The organism is Gordonibacter sp. RACS_AR68 (assembly GCF_030418485.1).
Taxonomy (GTDB): domain Bacteria; phylum Actinomycetota; class Coriobacteriia; order Coriobacteriales; family Eggerthellaceae; genus Gordonibacter; species Gordonibacter urolithinfaciens.
The window spans coordinates 1-21,860 of the sequence record NZ_JAIPUP010000004.1 but is presented as its reverse complement, the minus strand read 5'-3'; the positions used below and the strand labels follow the sequence as shown (position 1 = coordinate 21,860).

Annotated in this window: 22 protein-coding genes, 2 tRNA genes, 1 other RNA gene and 1 riboswitch; of the genes, 17 read left to right on the top strand and 8 right to left on the bottom strand. The window is 69.1% G+C overall.

Features of this window, described 5'->3' with window-relative positions:
• Positions 1 to 4 precede the first annotated feature (4 nt).
• The 11 genes from K9U15_RS09305 to K9U15_RS09255 all read left to right on the top strand — a co-directional run bounded on the left by K9U15_RS09305 (position 5) and on the right by K9U15_RS09255 (position 9,119).
• Positions 5 to 862, top strand: coding sequence for a polyphenol oxidase family protein (locus K9U15_RS09305; RefSeq protein WP_096226886.1), 858 nt, complete (start codon positions 5 to 7; stop codon positions 860 to 862).
• Between the two features lie 4 nt (positions 863 to 866).
• Positions 867 to 1,559, top strand: coding sequence for a YggS family pyridoxal phosphate-dependent enzyme (locus K9U15_RS09300; protein ID WP_096226885.1), 693 nt, complete (start codon positions 867 to 869; stop codon positions 1,557 to 1,559).
• A gap of 144 nt (positions 1,560 to 1,703) precedes the next feature.
• Positions 1,704 to 2,666 (top strand): cell division protein SepF, encoded by a 963-nt coding sequence (locus tag K9U15_RS09295; RefSeq protein WP_096228559.1) that lies wholly within the window; start codon positions 1,704 to 1,706, stop codon positions 2,664 to 2,666.
• Between the two features lie 48 nt (positions 2,667 to 2,714).
• Positions 2,715 to 2,975 (top strand): YggT family protein, encoded by a 261-nt coding sequence (locus K9U15_RS09290; protein WP_041239409.1) that lies wholly within the window; start codon positions 2,715 to 2,717, stop codon positions 2,973 to 2,975.
• Between the two features lie 45 nt (positions 2,976 to 3,020).
• The gene (locus K9U15_RS09285) at positions 3,021 to 3,836 is read left to right on the top strand and encodes a DivIVA domain-containing protein (protein WP_015539749.1); all 816 of its coding nucleotides are present in this window, start codon (positions 3,021 to 3,023) and stop codon (positions 3,834 to 3,836) included.
• 36 nt (positions 3,837 to 3,872) lie between these two features.
• Positions 3,873 to 4,163, top strand: coding sequence for a DUF167 domain-containing protein (locus K9U15_RS09280; protein ID WP_015539748.1), 291 nt, complete (start codon positions 3,873 to 3,875; stop codon positions 4,161 to 4,163).
• A 190-nt stretch (positions 4,164 to 4,353) separates the two neighbouring features.
• Positions 4,354 to 5,121, top strand: coding sequence for a MerR family transcriptional regulator (locus K9U15_RS09275; protein WP_096226884.1), 768 nt, complete (start codon positions 4,354 to 4,356; stop codon positions 5,119 to 5,121).
• A 150-nt stretch (positions 5,122 to 5,271) separates the two neighbouring features.
• Positions 5,272 to 6,276, top strand: coding sequence for a putative heme d1 biosynthesis radical SAM protein NirJ2 (nirJ2, locus tag K9U15_RS09270; protein WP_096226883.1), 1,005 nt, complete (start codon positions 5,272 to 5,274; stop codon positions 6,274 to 6,276).
• A gap of 25 nt (positions 6,277 to 6,301) precedes the next feature.
• Positions 6,302 to 7,309, top strand: a complete 1,008-nt coding sequence (locus K9U15_RS09265; RefSeq protein WP_096226882.1) for an ABC transporter substrate-binding protein — start codon at positions 6,302 to 6,304, stop codon at positions 7,307 to 7,309.
• Positions 7,310 to 7,324: 15 nt separating this feature from the next.
• A complete protein-coding gene (locus K9U15_RS09260) occupies positions 7,325 to 8,332 on the top strand; it encodes an iron ABC transporter permease (protein ID WP_301155965.1) in 1,008 nt (335 codons plus the stop codon).
• Positions 8,325 to 9,119 (top strand): ABC transporter ATP-binding protein, encoded by a 795-nt coding sequence (locus K9U15_RS09255; protein ID WP_227114982.1) that lies wholly within the window; start codon positions 8,325 to 8,327, stop codon positions 9,117 to 9,119. The genes K9U15_RS09260 and K9U15_RS09255 overlap by 8 nt, the downstream gene beginning before the upstream one ends.
• Before the next feature lie 63 nt (positions 9,120 to 9,182).
• On the opposite strand, the gene rnpB is transcribed toward K9U15_RS09255, so the two are convergent.
• An RNA gene (gene rnpB / locus K9U15_RS09250) (RNase P RNA component class A) lies at positions 9,183 to 9,543 on the bottom strand.
• A 122-nt stretch (positions 9,544 to 9,665) separates the two neighbouring features.
• On the opposite strand from rnpB, the gene K9U15_RS09245 reads away from it, so the two are divergent.
• On the top strand, positions 9,666 to 10,184 hold the full coding sequence (locus K9U15_RS09245) for a GNAT family N-acetyltransferase (protein ID WP_096226880.1): 519 nt from the start codon (positions 9,666 to 9,668) through the stop codon (positions 10,182 to 10,184).
• Positions 10,185 to 10,817, top strand: a complete 633-nt coding sequence (locus tag K9U15_RS09240) for a thiamine diphosphokinase (protein ID WP_087192079.1) — start codon at positions 10,185 to 10,187, stop codon at positions 10,815 to 10,817.
• Between the two features lie 391 nt (positions 10,818 to 11,208).
• On the opposite strand, the gene K9U15_RS09235 is transcribed toward K9U15_RS09240, so the two are convergent.
• On the bottom strand, positions 11,209 to 11,553 hold the full coding sequence (locus tag K9U15_RS09235; RefSeq protein ID WP_227114983.1) for a GIY-YIG nuclease family protein: 345 nt from the start codon (positions 11,551 to 11,553) through the stop codon (positions 11,209 to 11,211).
• 167 nt (positions 11,554 to 11,720) lie between these two features.
• Positions 11,721 to 11,850, top strand: a riboswitch (TPP riboswitch).
• Between K9U15_RS09235 and thiC the strand changes: the two genes are divergently transcribed.
• The 4 genes from thiC (at position 11,838) to thiD (ending at position 15,525) form a co-directional block, all read left to right on the top strand.
• Positions 11,838 to 13,178: a phosphomethylpyrimidine synthase ThiC gene (gene thiC, locus K9U15_RS09230; protein ID WP_227114984.1), complete on the top strand. Its 1,341-nt coding sequence runs from the start codon at positions 11,838 to 11,840 to the stop codon at positions 13,176 to 13,178. Its footprint overlaps the riboswitch before it by 13 nt.
• A gap of 3 nt (positions 13,179 to 13,181) precedes the next feature.
• On the top strand, positions 13,182 to 14,018 hold the full coding sequence (gene thiM, locus K9U15_RS09225; RefSeq protein ID WP_157006222.1) for a hydroxyethylthiazole kinase: 837 nt from the start codon (positions 13,182 to 13,184) through the stop codon (positions 14,016 to 14,018).
• Between the two features lie 24 nt (positions 14,019 to 14,042).
• Complete coding sequence (gene thiE / locus K9U15_RS09220; RefSeq protein ID WP_301155963.1) at positions 14,043 to 14,693, top strand: thiamine phosphate synthase; 651 nt, start codon at positions 14,043 to 14,045, stop codon at positions 14,691 to 14,693.
• A gap of 31 nt (positions 14,694 to 14,724) precedes the next feature.
• Positions 14,725 to 15,525 carry a bifunctional hydroxymethylpyrimidine kinase/phosphomethylpyrimidine kinase gene (gene thiD / locus K9U15_RS09215; RefSeq protein ID WP_301155962.1) on the top strand — a complete coding sequence of 267 codons (801 nt, stop codon included), beginning with the start codon at positions 14,725 to 14,727 and terminating at the stop codon, positions 15,523 to 15,525.
• A gap of 56 nt (positions 15,526 to 15,581) precedes the next feature.
• On the opposite strand, the gene K9U15_RS09210 is transcribed toward thiD, so the two are convergent.
• The 6 genes from K9U15_RS09210 to K9U15_RS09185 all read right to left on the bottom strand — a co-directional run bounded on the left by K9U15_RS09210 (position 15,582) and on the right by K9U15_RS09185 (position 21,297).
• The gene (locus tag K9U15_RS09210; protein ID WP_301155961.1) at positions 15,582 to 17,240 is read right to left on the bottom strand and encodes an amidohydrolase; all 1,659 of its coding nucleotides are present in this window, start codon (positions 17,238 to 17,240) and stop codon (positions 15,582 to 15,584) included.
• A gap of 49 nt (positions 17,241 to 17,289) precedes the next feature.
• On the bottom strand, positions 17,290 to 18,360 hold the full coding sequence (locus tag K9U15_RS09205; protein WP_227114985.1) for an MBL fold metallo-hydrolase: 1,071 nt from the start codon (positions 18,358 to 18,360) through the stop codon (positions 17,290 to 17,292).
• 67 nt (positions 18,361 to 18,427) lie between these two features.
• A tRNA-Glu gene (locus tag K9U15_RS09200) sits at positions 18,428 to 18,504 on the bottom strand.
• Positions 18,505 to 18,535: 31 nt separating this feature from the next.
• Positions 18,536 to 18,609, bottom strand: a tRNA-Gln gene (locus K9U15_RS09195).
• 206 nt (positions 18,610 to 18,815) lie between these two features.
• Positions 18,816 to 19,583: a CDGSH iron-sulfur domain-containing protein gene (locus tag K9U15_RS09190; RefSeq protein WP_197702164.1), complete on the bottom strand. Its 768-nt coding sequence runs from the start codon at positions 19,581 to 19,583 to the stop codon at positions 18,816 to 18,818.
• A 175-nt stretch (positions 19,584 to 19,758) separates the two neighbouring features.
• Entirely contained in the window at positions 19,759 to 21,297 is a 1,539-nt protein-coding gene (locus K9U15_RS09185; protein WP_301155960.1) for a CCA tRNA nucleotidyltransferase, read from the bottom strand.
• Between the last annotated feature and the right edge of the window lie 563 nt (positions 21,298 to 21,860).

Below are 21,860 nucleotides of genomic sequence, written 5' to 3'. Positions count from 1 at the left end.
CTGCATGGCATCGGCCGCAACCCTTCCCGTACCGCATCTCGACGCGCGCCTCTTCGGCGCGCGTCGCTTATCGGCGCTCACCGACGAGGCCCTGTTCGAGCGCACCGGCGTGCGCATCGCGTTCACCGGCCGCGCGGGCGGCGTGAGCGAGGGGCCGTACGCCGCGCTCAACCTGGGCGGGCACGTGGGCGACGACCCTGCGGCCGTGGCGCGCAACCGGGAGCTCTTGCTGGAGGCGCTCGGCGCGGGGGAGGCGGCCCTCGTGGTGCCGAGCCAGGTGCACGGCGACGAGATCGTGGAGGTGGCCTCGGCCGAGCCGGGCGCCGTCGAGGCCGCGCGCGCCCGCGCGCTCGAGGGGGCCGACGGCCTGCTCGTGGACGTGCCGCAGGTTGCGGCGCTGCTGTGCTTCGCCGACTGCGTGCCGGTGGTGCTCGCCTCTCCCACGGGGCGCTTCGCCGTCGTCCACGCCGGCTGGCGCGGGGCGGTAGCCGGCATCGCCGGGAAGGCCGTGCGGCTCCTGGCCGCGCGCGACGCCGCCGAGCTGGGCATAGCGCCGTCCTCTGCGGCCGCAGCGCTCAACGCCTACCTGGGTCCGCACATCCACGCGGAATGCTTCGAGACGGGCGCCGAGGTGCGCGCCCGGTTCGTGGACCGCTATGGCGCGGACGTCGCCCCTGACGGGCGGCATGTCGACCTCGCGCGCGCCCTCGCGTGCGATCTGGGCGGGGCCGGCCTCGCCGCCGAGCGCATCGCGGATGCCGGCGCGTGCACGGCCTGCCGGCTGGACGACTACTTCTCCTACCGCGCGTCGGGCGGCACCTGCGGCCGCCATGGCGCCATCGCCGTGCTGCAGAAAGGATAGGGCCATGGGCATCGAGCAACGATATGCGAACGTGGCGGCCGAGGTGGCCGCCGTCTGCCGCGAGGCCGGGCGCGACCCGGCTGAGGTCACGGTCGTGGCCGTGTCGAAGACCGTGGGCCCGGACGCCGTCGCGCGCGCCCTGGCAGCCGGCGCGCGCGACTTCGGCGAGAACCGCCCCGACGGGCTGGCCGAGAAGGCGGCGGCGTTCCCGCAGGCAACCTGGCACTTCATCGGCAACATCCAGTCGCGCCGCATCCCCGACATCGTGCGGTCGGCCGCGCTCGTCCACTCGCTTTTCGAGGAGCGCCACGCCCGCAAGATCGACGAGGCCGCCGCGGTGGCGGGCAAGGTGCAGGACGTGCTCTTGGAGGTGAACGTGTCGGGGGAGGAGAGCAAGGGCGGCCTGGCTCCCGGCGACGTGCGCGCGCTGCTCGACGTATGCGCGCGCCTTCCGCACGTGCGGGTGCGCGGCCTCATGACCATGGCGCCGCAGGGCGACCCGGCCGCGGCGCGCGCCGTGTTCGAGGGCCTCGCGAACCTGCATGCCCAGCTGCGCGCCGGGCTCGATCCCGCGCAAGCGGCCCTGTTCGATGGGCTTTCTATGGGCATGAGCGAAGATTGGCGCGAGGCCGTGCGCGCGGGCGCTACCATAGTGCGCATCGGAAGGGCCGTGTTCGACGATGCCTTCGAGGCTTGAGGCCCGGGTGCCGGGGCACTGCGCACAGGGCCGATGGGCGCCGGCACGCCTCGAGCGGCGCGAAGCAAGGACAGACGGAAAAACGCAGCAGGGTGAACGCAGCGGCGGCTCGACCGCCGGAACCAAACGAAGCAGGTGGTGAACATGGAGCTGCCCAAAATCAAGCGATCCGAGCACGGCGGCGGGATGCTCGACGGCATCAAGTCGAAGCTGGGCTTTGCTGACGCGGCCGGCAACGGCGGCGGATACGACGACGCGTATCTCGATGACTACGGGGACGACTTCGGCGACTACGACGACGAGTTCGGCGAGTACGGCCCGGGCTACGACGACGGGGCGCCCGCCTCGCGCTACGATCCGTACGCGCCCGTGACCACGCGCCCGGCGCGCGGGGGGAGCCGCAGCGCACGCTCCTCGTCGGATTCCGACTTCCCCAAGCTCGTGTCCATCGACGACGTGCGCGCCCATACCCAGGTGCCCGACAGCCTGCGCCGCGACCCGCTGCCGCCGCGCCGCGTGTCGTCCACGTCGTCCAGCTACCGGGGCGAGCGCACGGTGGTGGACGCCACGATGCCCGCGCCCTCGTCGCCGGCCCACACGGCCGCGCGCCGCGAGCGCTCCGAGAGCCTGAACGCGCTGTTCGAGCCCAGCGCGGCCGAGGCGGAGCCCGCAACGGGCAAGGCGGCTTCTCCGGCTGCGGCGACCGTGGGGGCGGCTGCGGCCTCCGCCACCGTGGCCGTGGCCACCGCGACGGCCACGGCGCCCGCTTCCTCGCAGGCCACCGGCTCGTTCGACCCCTACGAGGCGTACGCCGGCTCGGGCACGCCCGCGCACAACCCGTCGCGCGCCATCTCGGTGCTCAAGCCCGCGAGCTACGGCGAGGTGGAACGCGTGGCCAAGATACTGAAAGCGGGCGACGTGGTGGTGCTTGCGCTGCGCAACACGCCCGACCAGCTGGCCAAGCGCATCCTGGACTTCTCGTTCGGCGTGTCGAGCGCGCTCGACGCCCGCGTGGAGGCCGTGGCCGACAAGGTGTTCGCCATCACGCGGGGCGCCGCGCTCACCGAGGCCGAGCGCCTGGCGCTGCGCAACCAGGGCGTGCTGTAGCGCGCCTTCCCGGGCGCCGACCGTCTACCAAGAGAAGGAGCTGGGCTCGTGCTGAGCTTGAAATACCTCATCGTATCGCTAGCCGACGTGTACAGCATGGTGCTGTTCGTGTACGTGCTCATGTCGTGGCTCCCCACGGACCGCGGCCTGCTCGCCGACATCTACCGGGTGCTCGGCCGCGTGTGCGATCCGTACCTCAACCTGTTCAAGAAACTGATTCCCCCGCTTGGAGGTATGGTGGACGTTACTCCCATCATCGCCCTGCTTGTACTACAATTCGGGGTACGTTTGATAGTAAACTTGTTTTAGCTGCGCTTGAACCGCGTCCGCGCGGACAGGACGAAGGGATCGACTATGGCAATCACCTCGGCTGATATCCACAACCAGAGCTTCTCGATCGACCGCAAGGGCTACGATGTCGACGAAGTGGACGTGTTCCTGGAGCACGTTGCCGACGAGATCGACGCGATGACCGCGCAGATAGACCAGCTGGAGCGCCAGTTGGACGACTCCTCGTTCGCCGGTTTCGACACGCCGGCGCGCATCGAGGACGTGCCCGCGCCCGTCGCCGCCGCGAGCGACGAGGAGCTGGCCGCGAAGGATGCGCGCATCGCCGACCTCGAGCGCCAGCTCGAGGCCAAGAAGGCCGACGACAACGCCATCGCCCAGGCGCTCATCATCGCGCAGCGCTCCGCCGACGAGATCATCTCGAACGCGAATGCCACGGCTGCCGGCACCATCAACGATGCCGAGGACGAGGCCAAGCGCATCGTGGACAAGGCCGAGGCCGAGAAGCAGAAGGTGCTCGACGCCATCAAGAAGCTCGAGGACGATCGCGAGGACGCCCGCGAGGACTACCAGGAGCTGCTCACCGACTTCATCGCCGACGCCACGCGCAAGCTGGCCGAGATCGGCGGCGAGATCCCGACTCCGTCCCTGCCCACGAGCGCGCACGCCCGCGTGGCGGAGACGACCGTGGAGGCCACGGGCCGCGTGATGACCTCGCCCGCCCAGGCCCCCATCAACGTCGACGGCACCGCCGCCTACGCCATGCCGCAGACCGGCGCCGTGTCCGTGGCGCCCGCCACCCCCACGCCCTCCCGCGTGGAGAAGGACCTCTCCGGCTTCGGCGATGCCGACGATGCCTTCGAGTTCGAGGAAATCGACTAGCGAGCTCCGCTGGCCTGTCGGCCGAGCGCAAGGGTCATGAAGCCTGCCATCATAGCCGTTCACGTCACGCCCCGCTCGGGGCGTGACGAGGTTTCGGGCGTGCGCGCGGATGCGGCGGGCGCCGACGAGGTGTGCGTGCGCGTGACGGCACCGCCCGACGGGGGCAAGGCGAACAAGGCGGTGTGCAAGCTGGTGGCCGAGGCGCTCGGCGTGCCGAAGTCGCGCGTGGGCGTGGCCTCGGGTCATACGGCGCGCCGCAAGCGCCTGTCCGTGGAGGCCGACCAGGCCCAGGTGGACGCGTGGCTGGCATCTCTTCCGCGCTGCTAGCCGGGCAGTGCGCTCGGCGGCGAGGGATTTCCCCTCGTTTTTGTTGCGAGTTTCTGAAAGACGGGGATTTGCCGTTGACGGCGACGTAGCGTCATCGCATATGCTCGGTTTCGGTCGGACGGGGGCGTTCGGCCGAGGACGAGGAGGCGGCCGCATCGAGCGGATGCGGAGCCTCATGAGGAGCAGCCGCATGACCGATCAACGATACCTGACCGTGGGAGAGCTGGCCCGGCGCGTCGGGGTGACGGTGCGCACGATCCAGTACTACGACCAGCAGGGCCTGCTCTCGCCGTCGGCGAAGGGTCCGCAGAACCAGCGCCTGTACACCGACGACAACGTGAAAGACCTGTATCGCATTCTGACCTTGAAGTACCTGGGGCTGTCGCTTGCCCAGGTCAAATCCGATGCAGATCTGTTCGACGAGGCGGCGGCGCTGCAGGAGCTCGCCGGCGAGCAAATGGACGCCATCGAGGAGCAGTTCCAAGCGCTGTTCAGGCGCATGTCCACCCTGCGCGCCCTGCACGACGAGGCCGGCGAGGGAATGCCGGACTGGGAGGCGCTCGCCTCCACCGTGGAGCGCTGCCAGGGCGAGAGCCAGTTCTTCTGGCGCCTCACCTGCATCCGCGACGACGCCCCCGCCGCCGAGACGGCCGCCGAGGATCGCATCGCCCGCGGCGAGTCCGTATCGCAATGGCACGAGCTCATCGCCGACACTATCCGCCTCATGCCGGCAGGCGAGGCCGTCGACAGCCCGTCCAACCGCGACCTGGCACGACGCTACCTGGCCCTCGACGCGTCGCAGGATGCCGCCGCGGCCGAGAGGAACTTCATCCTCATGGAGAACATCGCTCCCCATGGAGGCGACGACGGCTCGTTCGACGAGCTGCGCCAGGCGGTGTTCGACCATCTGGAGGCCGTGGTAGCCGCTTACCGCGGCCAGCCCGACCCGTCCGGCTAGCCTCATCCGGCGCCGGACGGGCGCGGCACCTCTTCCTTCGCTCTCTCCCCAGTGTTCTGTCCGTCCGGCGCAAACCCTTCATCTTGCCTGCTCATTCACCCGGTGCCCCGCGCACCCTCTGTCGGTGCGCCCGAACGAAAGGATACGCCCATGCTCGTGTCGTGGATGACGACGAACAAGTGCAACCTCAAGTGCGTCCATTGCTACCAGGATGCCGAGGAGGCCAGCGCCTTGGAGCTCTCGACCGACGAGGGAAGGAAGATGATCGACGAGATCGCCCGCGCGGGCTTCAAGGTGATGATCTTCTCGGGCGGCGAGCCGCTCATGCGCCCCGACATCTACGAGCTCGTGGCGCACGCGGCCGGCAACGGGCTGCGACCCGTGTTCGGCTCGAACGGCACGCTCATCACGCCCGAGGTGGCACGCCGGCTGAAGGAGGCCGGAGCTTGCGCCATGGGCATCTCGGTGGACAGCCTCGATGCCGCCAAGCACGACAAGTTCCGCGGGCTGGAGCACGCCTACGACCTCACCATGGCGGGCATCGAGGCCTGCAAGCAGGCCGGCCTGCCGTTCCAGCTGCACACCACCGTGGTGGATTGGAACCGCGACGAGGTGTGCGCCATCACCGACTTCGCTGTCGAGATCGGGGCCATCGCGCACTACGTGTTCTTCCTCATCCCGGTGGGTCGCGGCAAGTTCATCCAGGAGACGTCGCTCGAGGTGTTGGAGAACGAGCGTCTGCTGAACGACATCATGCGCAAGGCGGCCGAGGTGCCGATCGACGTGAAGCCCACGTGCGCGCCCCAGTTCACGCGCGTGGCGAAGCAGCTCGGCGTGGACACGCGCTTCGAGCGCGGCTGTTTGGCGGGCCTCACGTACTGCGTCATCGGCAGCGAGGGCATCGTGCGCCCCTGCGCCTACATGACCGAGGAGGCGGGCGACGTGCGCGCGCAGCCCTTCGACGAGATATGGAAGACGAGCCCCGTGTTCGAGAAGCTGCGCACCCAGGCCTATTCCGGCTCGTGCGGCACATGCGACTACGCGCAAGGCTGCGGCGGCTGCCGCGCCCGGGCCGCTTACTACCACGAAGGCGATATCCTCGCTCAGGACGACTACTGCGCCCACGGCAACGCTTTGGTAGCGGCTGCCGTCTAGACCATCGGCATCGAAAGGACCCCTCATGACCATCATCTCCCAACGCATCGTTCCCACTGCCGTCGCCGCGTCCTTGGCCGCGACGATGATCCTCGCCGGCTGCTCGACCGCGCAGCCGAAAGCCGAAGCCGAGGCGGGCGCCCCTCAGGCGGAGGCCGGGCAGGCCTCGCAGGTCGGCGCGGTCACGTTCACCGACGACACGGGCGCCGAAGTGACCGTGGAGAACCCGCAGCGCGTGGTGGCGTGCATGGGCAGCTTCGCCAGCATGTGGGAGCTTGCGGGCGGCACGCTCGTGGGCGCCTCCGACGACGCGTTCACGCTGTCGGACTACGACCTGAAATCCGAGAACGTGCAGAAGGTGGGCGACTTCGCGAACCCGAACCTCGAGGCCATCATCGCGCTCGAGCCCGATTTCGTCATCATGACGAGCGGCTCGGGCGGCCGCGGCGGCGACTCGAACCAAGCCGACCTCAAGGCGGCCCTCGCCGCGTCGAACATCCCGGTTGCGTGCTTCCAGGTGACGACGTTCGCCGACTACGAGCGCATGCTGCGCACGCTGTGCGACATCACGTGTCGCGACGATCTCTATGAGCAGAACGTCCAGGCCACGGCCGATCGCATCGCGGCCATCACGGCGAAGGTGCCCGCCGGGGAAGCGCCTTCGGCGCTGGTGCTCACCACGTTCTCGGGCGGCACGCGAGTGCAGGCGTCCTCTACGATGACCGGATCGATGCTGGCCGACCTCGGCGTGAAGAACCTGGCCGACGAGAACCCGAGCCTGCTCAAGGACTTCAGCCTGGAGTCGATTATTGGCATGAACCCCGACTTCATTTTCGTCGTGCCCATGGGCAACGACGACGCCGCGGCCATGAAGGCGCTCGAGGACCAGACGGCGGCGAACCCCGCCTGGTCGACCCTCGACGCGGTTCAGAACGGCCGCTACGTCGCGCTCGACCCGCACCTGTTCCAGTACAAGCCGAACGAGCGCTGGGACGAGAGCTACCAGGTGCTGTTCGACGCGCTGTACGCGTAGGCGGAAGGCTGCCCGGTGACCCCGTTCAACCGTGAGAAGGCGGCGCCGCTCGCCATCGTCGCTTCCGTCGCCGTCCTTGCGGCGGTGACGGCGGCGGCGTTCCTCGTGGGATCGACGTCGGTGAGCTTGGGCGACCTTGTGGCCTGGGCGACCGGCGGCGACGTGAGCGCGTCGGCGAAGAGCATCCTCGTGAACGTGCGCCTGCCGCGCGTGCTGGCGGCGCTTCTGGCGGGAGGGGCGCTGGCCGTGGCCGGCGCCATCATCCAGGCCGTGCTGGACAACCCGCTGGCCAGCCCCAACATCATCGGCATCAACTCCGGCGCTGGACTGTTCGTGCTGATCGCGGCCAGCGTGTTCCCCAGCGTGCTGTGGCTGCCGCCGCTCGCGGCCTTCCTCGGGGCGCTCGCCACGGCGCTCATCATCTTCGGCATCTCGCTGGGCGCGAGCACGTCGAGGCTCACCGTGGTGCTGGCCGGCATCGCCATCACGTCGGTGTTCGGCGCGGGCATGAACACCATCCTCATCGTGAACCCCGACGCCTACGTCGGCTCGTCGGCGTTCCTCGTGGGAGGCCTGGCCGGCGTGCTCATGGACGACCTCGCGTGGCCGGCGGCCTACATTCTGGGAGGCCTGGTCGTGGCGCTGCTCTCGGCGGGCAAGCTCAACATCATGGCCCTCGGCGACGACACGGCGCATGCGCTTGGCATGAACGTGGGGGCGACGAGGCTCGCCATGCTCGGCCTCGCCGCCGTGCTGGCGGGCGCGGCCGTGAGCTTCGCGGGCCTGCTCGGGTTCGTGGGGCTCATCATCCCGCACCTCGTGCGGTTCTTCGTCGGGCACGACAACCGCATCGTGCTGCCGCTGTCCGCCGTATGCGGCGCGGCGTTCGTCGTCGTGTGCGACCTGTTGTCGCGCGTGCTGTTCGCGCCCTACGAGGTGCCCGTGGGCATCCTCATGGCGTTTCTCGGCGGGCCGTTCTTCATCTACCTCATCTTGAAGAACAGGAGGGGTTCCCTTGATTAGCGCCGACGCAGGACACGCCGCGGCCATCGAGGTGCGCGACGTGTCGTTCTCCTACGGCAAGGAGCCGTTCATCGAGGGGCTGAGCGCCGCGTTTCCCCGCGGCGCGGTGACGAGCGTCGTGGGCCCGAACGGCTGCGGAAAGTCAACGATGATCAAGCTCATCGACGGGCTGTTGCGCCCGCAGATGGGGGAGGTGCGCATCGACGGCGTGGCCACCCTGTCGCTCAAGGCGAAGGAGCGTGCGCGTCGCGTGGCCGTGCTGGCGCAGGCCAGCCGCCCGCCGGCGATGACGGTGGAGGCGCTCGTGGCGTGCGGGCGCTACCCGTACCAGGCGCATCAGGGGAGGCTCTCGCGCGAGGACCGCGAGCAGGTGGAGCGCGCGCTCGAGCTGGCGAACGTCGCGCGGTTCCGCGCGCACGAGCTGCGTCGGCTGTCGGGCGGCGAGCGTCAGCGCGCGTTCATCGCCATGACGCTGGCGCAGGACACCGACCTCATCGTGCTCGACGAGCCCACCACCTACCTCGACATCCGCGCCTGCCACGAGACGATGGAGCTCGTGCGACGCCTGAACGTCGAGGCGGGCAAGACCGTCGTCATGGTCATCCACGACCTCGACCTGGCGTTGCGGTACTCCGATTGCCTGCTCGTCATGGAGCGCGGGCGCGCCACCGCGTCCGGCACGGTGGAAGAGGTCCTCGCCACCGGCGCCATCGAGCGCGCCTTCGGCGTGAGCATCCGCACCTGCGCCGCTCCCGAGGGGACCGCGTACACGCTGTTCCCGGCGTAGCCGCTGCTGATCGCCGCTATCGGCAGTTGGGAATTCTCGGAAAAGGTCGCTGTATGAAGGGAAGATGCGAGCGGGCCGATAAGCCGGGTTCTGTCGTTGGACGACCATTTATCTCGAACGTGCGTCGCCGCACGCCTCAAGCACGCAACCCGAACGTACGGCGGGCCACCGTGTCGCGTTCCTATTTGCGCTTGCTCCGGATGGGGTTTTCCAAGCCGCGCCGTTGCCGGCGCGCTGGTGCGCTCTTACCGCACCGTTTCAGCTTTTCTCCCGTTGCCGCGCGCCGAAGCGCGTGTTCGCGGGGGAGTCTTCTTTTCTGTGGCACTGATCCGTCGGGTCGCCCCGCCCAGCCGTTAGCTGGCATCCTGCCCTATGGAGCCCGGACTTTCCTCACACCGAGGTGCGCGATCGTCTGGCCCGCTCGCATATGGTATTCTAGCAAACCGAAAGCAGCGCGCGCCCGCGAAAAGCGAAGCAGCGCGAAAAACCGATCCGGCCGCGTGCAGCTGGCGGGCGGGCCGCGTGCCGGCAGAGGTAAGGAGCACCATGAACGAGGAACTCACCATACGTTTCGCCACGCGCGGGGACGCACCGGCACTGCTCAGGCTGACCCAGGGGCTTGCCGCCTCGATGGGGCGCGAAGGTGCGGTGGCCGCCACGCCCGCGGATATCGTGAGGGGCATGTTCGACGAAGGCGGGGGCGAGGCGCTGGTCGCCGAGCATCCGGACGACGGCGTGGTGGGGTGCGCGGTCTTCTGCCGCGCGTTCTCCGTGTGGACGGGGGGTTGCGGCGTGTACCTGGAGGACCTGTTCGTGGACGAGGCGTACCGGGGTGCCGGTGCGGGCCGGGCGCTCATGGCGCGCCTGGCAGCGCTCTGCGAGGAGCGGGGCTATCGGCGCCTCTCATGGCACTGCCGCGACGCGAACGAGGCGGGGCTTGCATTCTACGAGCGCTTGGATGCCGAACGGGTCGACGCGCTCGTGCTGCACCGGTTGGAGGGCGAGCGGCTTGCCGTGCTCGCGGCCCAGGCTCCGACAGGCGGATGTGCGGAAGGGGCGAGGTAGATGGCGACGTGCGCGATCGTGGGAGCGTCCCCCGAGTTCAATGCCGAGGACTTCAAGGCCCGCTACGAGGCGGGCATGTTCGAGTTCGTGATCGCCGTGGACGCCGGCTTCGCCTACCTGGAAGAGCTGGGCGTGAAGCCCGACATGGCGGTGGGCGACTTCGACTCGCTCGGCTACCTTCCCAAGTGCCGCCGCGTGTCGCGATTCCCGGTGAAGAAGGACAAAAGCGATATGGAGCTGGCGCTTGAGAAGGCCGTGGCCTGGGACTACGACGACCTCGTGGTGTATGCGGCCCTGGGCGGGCGGCTCGACCACACCATCGCCAACCTGCAGCTGTTCGCGAAGTTCTCCGAGCGGGAGTTCTACGTGACCGCCGTGGGCGAGGGCAGCGCCCTGCGCGCGCTCACCGGCCCCGACGTGATGGACCTGCCCCTGCTGGAGTCCGGCACGGTATCCGTGTTCTCTGCGAACGATTGCGCCCGCGGCGTCATCGAGACGGGCATGCTGTACTCCCTCGACGACGAGGACCTGTCGAACCGCACGTCGCGCGGCGTGTCCAACGAGCTCGTGGGCAAGCCCGCGCGCATCGCCGTGGAGGAAGGGACGTTGTACGTGTTCTACCCGCTGCCCTGACGGGGCGGGGGACACAGCCGAGCGGAGGGTGGAGTGCGGACTGCGGAGCGATCGCGGTCGCGCTGCTCGCTTCAAACCACCGTTGGCGTTTCGCGGGTCGATGCGCGCCTCCGCTCGGGATGACCCGGAGGGGTTTGGGGCGTCGTTGCACAGTAATCACCGATTCTTGCCAAGCATGATCGCGCAGGCTCTCCCATGGCGCTGGAGAGTTTTCTTCTTGCAGAGTTTCTCCTGATCAGAAAATCTCATCGCGGAGATAAGCGATGCTGTAGAGTTTTGAGGGGCTCATCGTTGTGGGGAATCGGTAAAAACTGTGCACAAGAGCCTTGCCCGGGCTTCCTCTCGCGTCCGCGCGAACCCGGCTCCACGTTTTCTGCTTCTGGCGCGCAGCTCACTTCCAAACGCGCTTCGCTTCCGGATGCTCCTCCAGGTACAGCTCCAGCAGGGCCTGGAGCTCTTCGGCGTGGTCTTCATGGGCGTCGTCGTATTCCAGCTCCTCAACGAGGGCGAACGCGAATCCCCCGCGGCCGTGCTCGTTCCACAGCGCCTGCAGGCGCTTGTTGGGGTGATTTCCGCCGTCGAAGCGGGCGACCAGGCCGTTCTCGGTTGCCCGCGGATCGCGCGAGGCGATGAGGAACCGCTCGCCCGTGGCGAGGCAGCGCATCTCCAGAACGCCCATGGCAGGCCTGCGCTCGCCGTAGGCCTGCTTGAGCTGCTTTTTCCGTTCGCTGTCCATGGGTTTTCCTCGCCGCCTCGCGTTTTCCCTCCATTGTGGGGCATCTTCGGCCTGTGTGCAATCGACGGTTCGTAGAGCTCGCCGGCGGATTCGGCGCGCGAAACGCAGGGCGGGGCGGTATAATCGCCCGAGCGGCACCGCCTGGCGCCGTGCCGCCGCGAGGCGGCCTCGACATACCGGGGAGCTTGCAAGCCGCATGCGCGGCCGGGCAGGCTGAGAGGAAGCGCCGAAGCACGCTTCGACCCGAGGAACCTGACATGGGTAATGCCAACGAAGGGAGCTCTATGACGCAGATCAGCGCCGCAGCGCGCGGCAATCCTGCACCGGTCACGCAAATCGACCACGCCCGCGCGGGCACCGTCACGCCGGCCATGCGCACCGTGGCCGAGAAGGAGGGGCGCGATCCCGAGTTCATCCGGGAGGGCGTGGCGGCCGGACGCATCGCCATCCCCGCGAACATCCACCATGCGAGCCTCTCGCCCGAGGGCGTGGGCGGCGGCCTGCGCACGAAGGTGAACGTGAACCTGGGCATCTCGGGCGACGTCGCCTGCGAGGCCGAGGAATGGAAGAAGGTCGACGTGGCTCTTGAACTGGGCGCCGAGGCCATCATGGACCTGTCGAACAGCGGCAAGACGGCCGCGTTCCGGCGCGCCCTCGTGGAGAAGTCGCCGGCGATGATCGGCACCGTGCCGATGTACGACGCCATCGGCTATTTGGAGAAGCCGCTCGTCACCATCACGGCCAAGGATTTCCTCGACGTGGTGCGCGCGCATGCCCAGGACGGCGTGGACTTCGTCACCGTCCACGCTGGCATGAACCGCCGCACCATCGAGAGCTTCCGCGAGACGGGCCGCCTCACGAACATCGTGAGCCGTGGCGGGTCGCTTATCTTCGCCTGGATGGAGGCCACCGGCAACGAGAACCCCTTCTACGAGTTCTACGACGAGGTGCTGGCCATCCTGCACGAGCACGACGTGACCATCAGCCTGGGCGACGCCATGCGCCCCGGGTCCACCTACGACGCCACCGACGCGGGGCAGATCGCCGAGCTCATCGAGATCGGCAAGCTCACGCGCCGCGCATGGGATGCGGGCGTGCAGGTGATGGTGGAGGGCCCGGGCCACATGGCGCTCGACGAGATCGCCGCCAACATGAAGCTGGAGAAGCGCCTGTGCCACGACGCGCCCTTCTACGTGCTCGGGCCGCTCGTCACCGACATCGCGCCGGGCTACGATCACATCACGGCCGCCATCGGCGGGGCTGTGGCCGCGGCCTCGGGCGCCGACTTCCTGTGCTACGTCACGCCGGCCGAGCACCTGCGCCTGCCCGACGCCGCCGACGTGCGCGAGGGCCTTGTGGCAACGAAGATCGCCGCACACGCGGCCGACATCGCGAAGGGCGTGCCCGGTGCGCGCGATGCCGACAACCGCATGAGCGACGCGCGTCGGCGCGTGGACTGGGAGGGCATGTTCGCCGAGGCGCTCGATTCTGCGCGTGCGCGGGAGTATTTCGAGAGCGCGCCGCCCTCGACGGAGGGCACCTGCACCATGTGCGGCGAGATGTGCGCGATGCGCACCGTAAATCAGATCATGGACGGCCTGACGGTCGATCTCGGGAAGGAGTAACCTATGGAGGCATTCGCTTTGAAGAGGGCTTTGGACAACGTGCGGGCAGGCTCGCCGCTCGTGCACAACATCACGAACTACGTGACGGTGAACGACTGCGCGAACGCGCTTCTGGCCATCGGCGCGAGCCCCATCATGAGCGACGAGCCTGCCGACGTGGAGGACATCACGTCCATCTGCGGCGGGCTCACGCTCAACATCGGCACGCTCAACGAGCGCTCCATCGAGGGCATGTTCGCGGCGGGCGAGCGCGCGGGCGAGCTGGGGCATCCCATCGTGCTCGATCCGGTGGGCGCGGGCGCGTCGGCCTTGCGCACGCGCGTGGCGGGCGATTTGCTCGACAAGCTGGCCGTGTCCGTCATCCGCGGCAACATGTCGGAGATGAAGGCGCTCGCCGGTGGCGCGGCGGCCACGCGCGGGGTGGACGTGTGCCCCGACGATGCCGTGACCGAGGACAACCTGGCGGCCGGCGCGGCGTTCGCGCGCGATTTCGCGGCGAAGACGGGCGCGGTCGTGGCCATCACGGGTGCCATCGACATCGTGGCCGACGCCGATCGTGCCTACGCCGTCCGCAACGGCAGCCCCCTTATGGGCCGCATCACGGGCGCCGGCTGCATGCTGTCGTGCCTGTGCACGGCGTACGCGGTGGCGAACCCGGGCGCGCTTCTGGAGTCGCAGGTGGCCGCAGTCGCCGGCATGGGCCTCGCGGGCCAGCAGGCGCAAACCCGCATGGGGGGCCTGGACGGCAACGGGTCGTTCCGCACCTACCTCTTGGACGCGCTGTACCACCTCGATGGCAACGCGCTCGAGGCGGGCGCGAAGGTCGAAGAGCTGGTGTAGTCGGCGGAAGCGAGAGGAGGGCCGATGTTCCCACGTGAGGATCTGCGCCGCGCATTGGCGCTGTATGCGGTAACCGACCGCGCGTGGCTGGGGGAGCGCACGCTCGCCACATGCGTCGAGGAGGCGCTGGGGGGCGGTGCCACTTTCGTGCAGCTGCGTGAGAAGGACGCGCCCCGGGCCGAGGTGGTGCTGCGGGCCCGCGCGCTCGCGCCGCTCTGCCGCGCGGCGGGCGCTCCGTTCGTCGTGAACGACGACGTGGAGGCGGCGCGGATCGCCGGCGCCGACGGCGTGCACGTGGGCCAGGAGGACGCCGCGTGCGCCGACACGCGCGCGAAGCTCGGGCCGGACGCCATCGTGGGCGTGTCGGTGCAGACCGTGGAGCAGGCGCTGGCCGCCCAGGCCGCCGGGGCCGACTACTTGGGCGTGGGCGCCGTGTTCGGCACGCCGACGAAGCCGGACGCCGCCGACGTGGGAACGGACGGCCTCGCCGCCATCTGCGCGGCGGTCGACGTTCCCGTGGTGGCCATCGGCGGCCTGAACGAGCAGACCATCCCCGCGCTCGCGGGCACGGGCGCCGACGGGGCGGCCGTGGTGTCGGCCATCTTCGCGGCCGACGATATCGAAGCGACCACGCGCCGCCTGCGTGCGGCGGTGCAGGCGGCGCTCGGCGCGTAGCCGCGCCGTCGCTCGAGGAAAGGACGTGCGTATGGAAGCAGTGCTCAGCATCGCGGGGTCGGATTCCAGCGGGGGCGCAGGGATCCAGGCCGACATCAAGACCATCGCCGCGCATCGCCTGTTCGCCGAAACGGCCCTCACGGCCCTCACGGCGCAGAACACCCTCGGCGTGACCGGCGTGCTCGACGTCGACCCGGCCTTCGTGACCCAGCAGATCGACGCCGTGTTCGAGGACATCCGCCCCGCCGCCGTGAAGGTGGGCATGGTGTCGTCGGCCGCCATCATCGAGGCCGTTGCCGACGCGCTCGAGCGCCACGGGGCGACCAACATCGTGGTCGATCCCGTCATGGTGGCCACGAGCGGCGCGCGGCTCATCAGCGAGGACGCCGTTGAGGCGCTGAAGGCGCGCCTGCTGCCCCTCGCGGACGTGGTCACGCCGAACATGCCGGAGGCGGAGGTGCTGTGCGGGTTCCCCGTGAACGACGACGCGTCCATGGAGCGTGCGGCTCGCGAGCTGGCCGGACGGGTGCGGGGCGCCGCGCTCGTGAAGGGCGGGCACGGCGTCGAGCGCGCCGACGACGTGCTGGTGGCGAGCGCGGATGCGCCGGCCTGCTGGCTGCGCGCCGCGCGCATCGACACGAAGAACACCCACGGCACGGGCTGCACGCTCTCATCGGCCATCGCCTGCGGCCTCGCGAAGGGCCTTCTGACGGAGGAAGCAGTGCGCGCTGCGAAGGACTACGTCCACGGCGCCCTCGCCTCGGGCCTCGACCTGGGACGGGGCAGCGGTCCGCTCGATCACATGTGGAATGAGACACGGGGACGGGGATAACGTCTCATCCCACAGATCGACAGTCGTTTCCCTTCAACGTTCGGTGGAATGAGACGTTATCCCCGTCCCCGTGTCTCATTCCCGAACACGCAGCGACCGCCCATGAAGGTGGCCAGCACCTTCGTTTTCTGGATGTCCTCGATCTCGCAGGTCAGCAGGTTGCGGTCGAGCACGGCGATGTCGGCCAGCTTGCCCACCTCGAGCGTTCCCAGCTCGCGTCGGCGGCCCGCCGCCGCAGCGCTGCCCTGCGTGTAGGCACGCAGGGCCTCCGCCATGCCGATGCGTTCGCCGGGCAGCCATCCGCCTGCGGGCTCGTGCGTGCCGGGATCTTGGCGGCTCACCGCGCTGTACAGCACGTCCATCGAGTTCACGTCCACCACGGGCGAGTCCGTTCCGAATGCGAGCACCGTGGAACGGTCGAGCAGCGTGCGCAGCGGCCACATGTAGGGCACGCGCCCGGGCCCCAGGTCGCGCTCGGGGCCGCCTGGGTCGAGCGTCATATGCGGCGGCTGCACCGCGGCCACCACCTGCAGCTCGGCGAGGCGGCTGAGGTCCTCGGGCAGGAAGTTCTCCAAGTGCTCGAGGCAGTTGCGGCGCCCTTCGGGCAACGGCCCGAATTTCGCGCGCGCCTCCTCGAAGATGTCGAGCGCGGCGTGGATGGCCGCGTCGCCGATCGTGTGGATGCGCACGGGATAGCCTTGCTCGGCGGCGGCCAGCACGTAGGAGCGCATGACGGCTGCGTCCACCGTGGGACGGCCGCAGTCGCCTTCGACGAGCGCGTTCGCGTACGGCTCGGACACCCAGGCCGTGTGCTGGCTCGACACGCCGTCGAAGAACTGCTTGAAGCCGGGCGCCTGCAGGCACGGCCCCGTGTACCGCGCGCGCATCGTCTCGAAACGGCCCATGTCGCCCGTCAGCGTGGGGAAGAGGTGCACGCGCGCGGTCAGCTCCCCGCGCTCGAGCAGGGCGGCGTGCACGTCGTCGCGGATGAAGTCGAGTCCCGGATGCGCCATGAGCGACAGGTCGCACACGCTCGTCACCCCGTTCTCGGCCAGGCGCGCGAAGAACCCGCGGTACGCGCTTGCCACCTCGTCGTCGGTGAACGATCCCATGATCTGCGGCATCAGCTCCATGGCGGCCGCCTCGCGCACGATGCCGGTCAGCTCGCCCGCCTCGTCGCGGTCGTACGTTCCGCCCGCGGGAGGGACGCTGTCGCGCGTGAGCCCCAGCTCGGACAGCGCCGCGGAGTTGAGCCACAGCGTGTGGGCGTCGCCCGAGTACAGCGCCACGGGACGGGTGGGGAAGGCCTCGTCGAGCGAGCGCTTCGAGGGCAGCACGGGCGGGTCCCAGCGGTACTCGCGCCACCCCTGCGCCAGCAGCCAGCCGCTCGGGCGCTGTTCGGCGAACGCCCGCATGCGCTCGACGCAGTCCGCCTCGTTCTCGCCGAGGAACATGGTGGCCAGCGGGGAGGCGTATACGGCCGAGTGAAAGAAGTGCAGGTGGGAGTCGTGGAAGCCGGGAACCACGAGCGCGTCGCCGAAGTCGCGCACCTCGGGCGCGGGGCCCTCGTTGCGCGTGCGGGCGAAGGCGTGCACGTCCGCGCGCGGGCCCACGGCCACAATGCGGTCGCCTGAGGTGGCGACGGCGGCGGGCTTCGTCGCGGCGTCTGTCCCGGTGAACACGTTCTCGCTTTCGATGATCAGGTCGATGTGCATGGGATGCTCCTTGTCTCGCAGTGCCGTATGCCGTCTCGTGCCCCGTCGGCTACGGCAGCTCGAAGCGGTACTCGTCGCCGCAGATCGTCTGCTTCAGCTTGCCTTCGCAAACCAGGTACACCAAGTGCGCCATCGTCTCTCCCATCGAGAAGAACTTCTGGTCGAGCGGCCAGGAGCGCCAGTTGTCGTAGCGCCACCTCGCGTGCGACGAGATGGACACGACGTCCTCGTGCCCCTCGGCTACCAGGTCGTATATCTCCTGAAGGCGCTCCTCGTGGTGCCCTATGAGGTACAGGGCCCGCCCGCGCAGGTCGCCGAACATCGCGCCATGGCCCGGCAGCACCTGCTCGACGTCCAGGTTGCTCACCTTTCCCAGGCTCGCCAGGAACTCCTCAAGGGCGTTGTAGGCCGGGAACCACGAGGCTATCGAGGGCGTGATGCGCTCGAGCACGTGGTCGCCTGCCAACAGTATCCTGCGCGACGGCTCGTAAAGGCAGAGGTGCCACGGGTCGTGCCCGGGCGTCTCCAGCACCTCGAACGCATAGGGCCCCGCACGGAGCACGTCGCCCTCCTGCAGGAACGTCACGGCCGGCTGGCTTTTCAGGGGCAGCAGCTCCGCTGACACGTGGAGCGCAGGCTTCCCTCTCTCGAACCCCAGGCCGCTCTGATGCGGCGTGGCCGCCTTCAGCAGCAGGGGGCCGAACACGCGCGCCTCCATGTCCTGAAGGTTCTCCACCTCCTGGAACGAGTGGAGGTTCGCGAAAACGGGCATGCCGTCGCGGTAGATGCGGTCGAGGTTTCCCGTGTGGTCGGGATGCGAATGCGTCAGCACGATCTCCACGCTGTCCCAGGTGCGCCCCAGGGCGGCGAGCGCCTGGTCGAGCGCCTCCTCGCAGGCGGGGTGGTTGAAGCCCACGTCGACGATGGTCGTGCGGTCTTTCGACAGGATCAGGTAGGAGTTGAGCGCGCGCAGGGGGTTATGCGGCAGCAGCACGCGCACCAGGTACAGGCTCGGCAGCAACTCCACCGGCATGCCGAAGGGCGCCGCCAGGCAGGCGTCGGCTGCGCCCGGCGCGGCGGGGTTCGAAGCGGCTGTCGTTTCCGTGTTCGCTCGATCCATGCGGCCTCCATTCCTCGGGGCGAAATAGCAAAAAGGCCGGGGCTGATGCCCCGGCCTGCAAGTTGCTTGGTAGCTCCGACCGGATTCGAACCGGCGACCTCCGCCTTGAGAGGGCGGCGTCCTAAACCGCTAGACGACGGAGCCACATAGTGCGCTGTGCAGTATACCGCAAAAATGGCTGGGGTGGAAGGAGTCGAACCCTCACATACGGTACCAGAAACCGCTGTCCTGCCATTAGACGACACCCCATCGGCTAACCGATGTGCTTCCGTTGCTTGTTGCAACAGTCGCAAGCGCGAGTGCATATATTACGGGGAGCCATGGACTTCGTCAAGGCCCCAAGCCCACTTTTTTTTTGAAAATTTCGAACTTGCCCGCCAGCGGGCCTGTAGGCGCACTCGTCCCGGGCTGCCGTAAGCGCGTGCGGATGCTCTGCGCATCCGCACGGCGCTCCGTCAGTCCAAGCCGTCCGAGAACCCAATGCTCACGTGCATGGCGTCGCAGAACGGCTTGTTGCGCGACGCCCCGCAGCGGCAGAGCGCATAGCGGTTGCGCAGCTCGTAGGTGCTGCCGTCAGCGCTGATCAGGGGGATTCCCCCGCGTACGTACAACGGGCCGCTCACGCCCTCCTCGGGGTCCTCCAGAAGCGAGATCGCAGGATCCAGCACGGGCTCGTAGGGGGTGCCGTCGGCCGTGTCGTAGTGCACGAGCCGTCCGGCTGGGCAGTCCGACGAGGCCTTTATCGCCTCTTCCTTCAGGCGCTCGTCGCCCGAGAGCTCGGTGAGCGTCCACACGTCGCCGTCCTCGCGGTGGCAGAAGCGCGCGAAGGCGCAGCGGTTGTCGTCGAGCAGGTATGCGCCCGGGCCGGGATAGACGTCGGCGCGTTCCTCGAAGGATTCGCGGCTGGCCGTCTCGGTGCCGTCGAAGCCGGCCGTGACGTGCGAGCCGTCGCAGAACGGCGGCGTCTTCGTGCGCCCGCAGCGGCAGAGCGCGTAGGTTTGCGTGGCGGGGAACGTGCGGCGCACGCGGTACTCGCGATGGCCGCCCACCGGCGTGATGGCCTCCTCCAGCAGCGGCGCTGAGCCGTTGACCACGTACGGGCCGTTCTCCACGATGGTGATGCTCATGGGGGTGGGCGCATCGCCCTGGGTCTGGGGCGCGTCCTCCGGCTGCGCCTGCCGGCTCGTCTCGCGTTCGGTGCGCTCCTGCGTCATCGTTGCCATGGCGCCTCGCTTCCTGTCGGGGTCTCGGTATCCCGCCAGTATAAGAGCGCTCACTGTGTTCTCGATGCCATCCGACGGCGCCGTTGCGGGCGGGTGGGCCAACCGTTAGGCGTTCGCCACGTCGGCCGCGCCGCCGACGGCCCCGGCAACCTTGGCGCCTTCCGCGTCCTGCTGCTTACCGCGCCTTCGGCTCGGGCGGCGCCTCTTCGGCGGCGGCCCGTTCTGCACCTGCAGCGCATCTGCCCCCCTTCGCGCCCGCCGCATCCCGTCCGTCTTGCGCGCCCTGCTGCCCGTCCAGCCAGGTAGCCGCGAAGGCCAGCAACGCCGCGCGCTCGTTCGGCACGCGCTCGTCGATCACGGCGTCGAGCGCTGCCGCGAGCACGGCGCCCACGGCCGGCCCCTGCCGCACGCCGGCCGCCATCACGTCGCGGCCGTCCACGGCGAGCTTCCTCAACGTGAAGGCCTCGTTCGCCTCCAGTATCCCGTCCAGCACCTCTTCGAGCTCGTCGGCCAGCTCCACGCGCCCCGCGCATCGCGGTGCCTGGGCGAGCGCGTCGCCTCGCTTCAGGTCGCAGAGCGCGCGGAACAGTTCCACGTCGCCGCCCAGGCGGGCGAGGGCCCGCTTCACGGCCTTCGGCGTGGGCTCTATCACGTCGTCGTGGTACTTCACCAGCGTCAGCACGCGCCCCACGAAGGCCGGCGAGAGGGCGAGCCGGCCCATGGCCGCCCGCGCCAGCTCCACGCTGATCTTCGCATGGCCGTAGAAGTGCCCCGTGCCGTCCGTATCTTGGAAGAACGCCGCCGGCTTCCCTGTATCGTGGAAGAGCGCGGCCCAGCGCACGAGGGGGGAGGGCGGGGTTCTTTGCACGACGAATGCCGTGTGCTCGAGCACGTCGTATACGTGGTAGGGTGTGCGCTGCTCGAAACCCTTGCATGCTACCAGCTCGGGCAGCACCGCGGCCAGCACGTCCATCGTGCCCATGAGGGCGTCGTGCACGTGCGCGCCCAAGAGCAGGCATTCCAGCTCGTGCGTCACCCGCTCGGCCGATATGCGCAGAAGCTGGCCCTTGTTCGCCATCATGCCGGCGTAGGTGGCAGGCTCGATGGAGAACCCCAGCTGCGAGGCGAACCGGCATGCCCGCAGGATGCGCAGCGCGTCCTCGGAGAAGCGGCGGGCGGGGTCGCCCACGGCGCGTATCGTGCGGGCCTCCAGGTCCGCCACGCCGCCGTACGGATCGAGGATACCGCGTTTTGGATGGTAGGCCAGCGCATTCATGGTGAAGTCGCGGCGGGCCAGGTCCTCCTCGATGGTGCGGACGAAGGAGACGGCCTCGGGGTGCCGTGCGTCCGCGTAGGCGCCGTCGTCCCGGTAGGTCGTGATCTCCAGCGCCTCCTGATCCACTACCACGGTGAGCGTGCCGTGCGCCGTGCCCGTCTCGTGCGTGCGGCAGCCGGCCGCCTCGAACACGCGCTGCACCTCCTGCCAGGGCGCGTCGGTGGCCACGTCGACGTCGGCGCACGCCCGCCCGAGCAGCGCATCGCGCACGAAACCGCCCACGCACCATGCCTCGAAGCCGGCTTCCTCGAGAGCGGCGAGGGCGAAGGCGGCCTGCGGGGGCAGGGGGATCGTGACGGGGCGAGGGCCTCCGGGGGCAGCGCTGCGAGCCTGCCCCCGCTCTGCCAGCTCGTCGCCAATTTGTCCGGGTGCCTCCATGTCGTCTCCTATCCCGCCTGTGCTCCCTGCGGGAGCGCCCTTGCCCGCCCTGCTTTTCCCTGTTAGCGCTCTTTGTTGCCCTTACTAGTATAGGTGAATCCGTTGGGCCTTATCGCCCGCACCCTCTTGAAGTAGTCCCACCGTTGCATTACCGAAGGCGAAGCCCTCCTCGTCGCTTTCGTTCTTCCCGGACACCCTTTCCCACTCCCGTTTGGGTGCCGCGCCCCTGCCCCGCGGCACATCGCGGCAGCGCGCCGAGGCCGGTCCTGCCGCAGAACCTCATACGGCCTCGACCTCCCTTGAAACCCGCTCCGCCCCCGCCCAAGCTTCCGCCTGCCCGAGCCCGCGCCCTCGCGAAAAGAGGTGGCGAGAATAATTTTCCCCGTCCCCCGCCTGCGCAAACGCCCTCCCGGAGCCCCCGTCCCGAAGATTTTCCGAAACACCCCTTGCCAGGCCGCGGCGGGGAGCGTATTATATTCGGGCTGCGTTTTCGAGGAGGACGCGGCCCGGGGCCTCCCGGACGGACTCGGAACGAAAGTTCCTGAAAAAAGTCCTTGACAGGA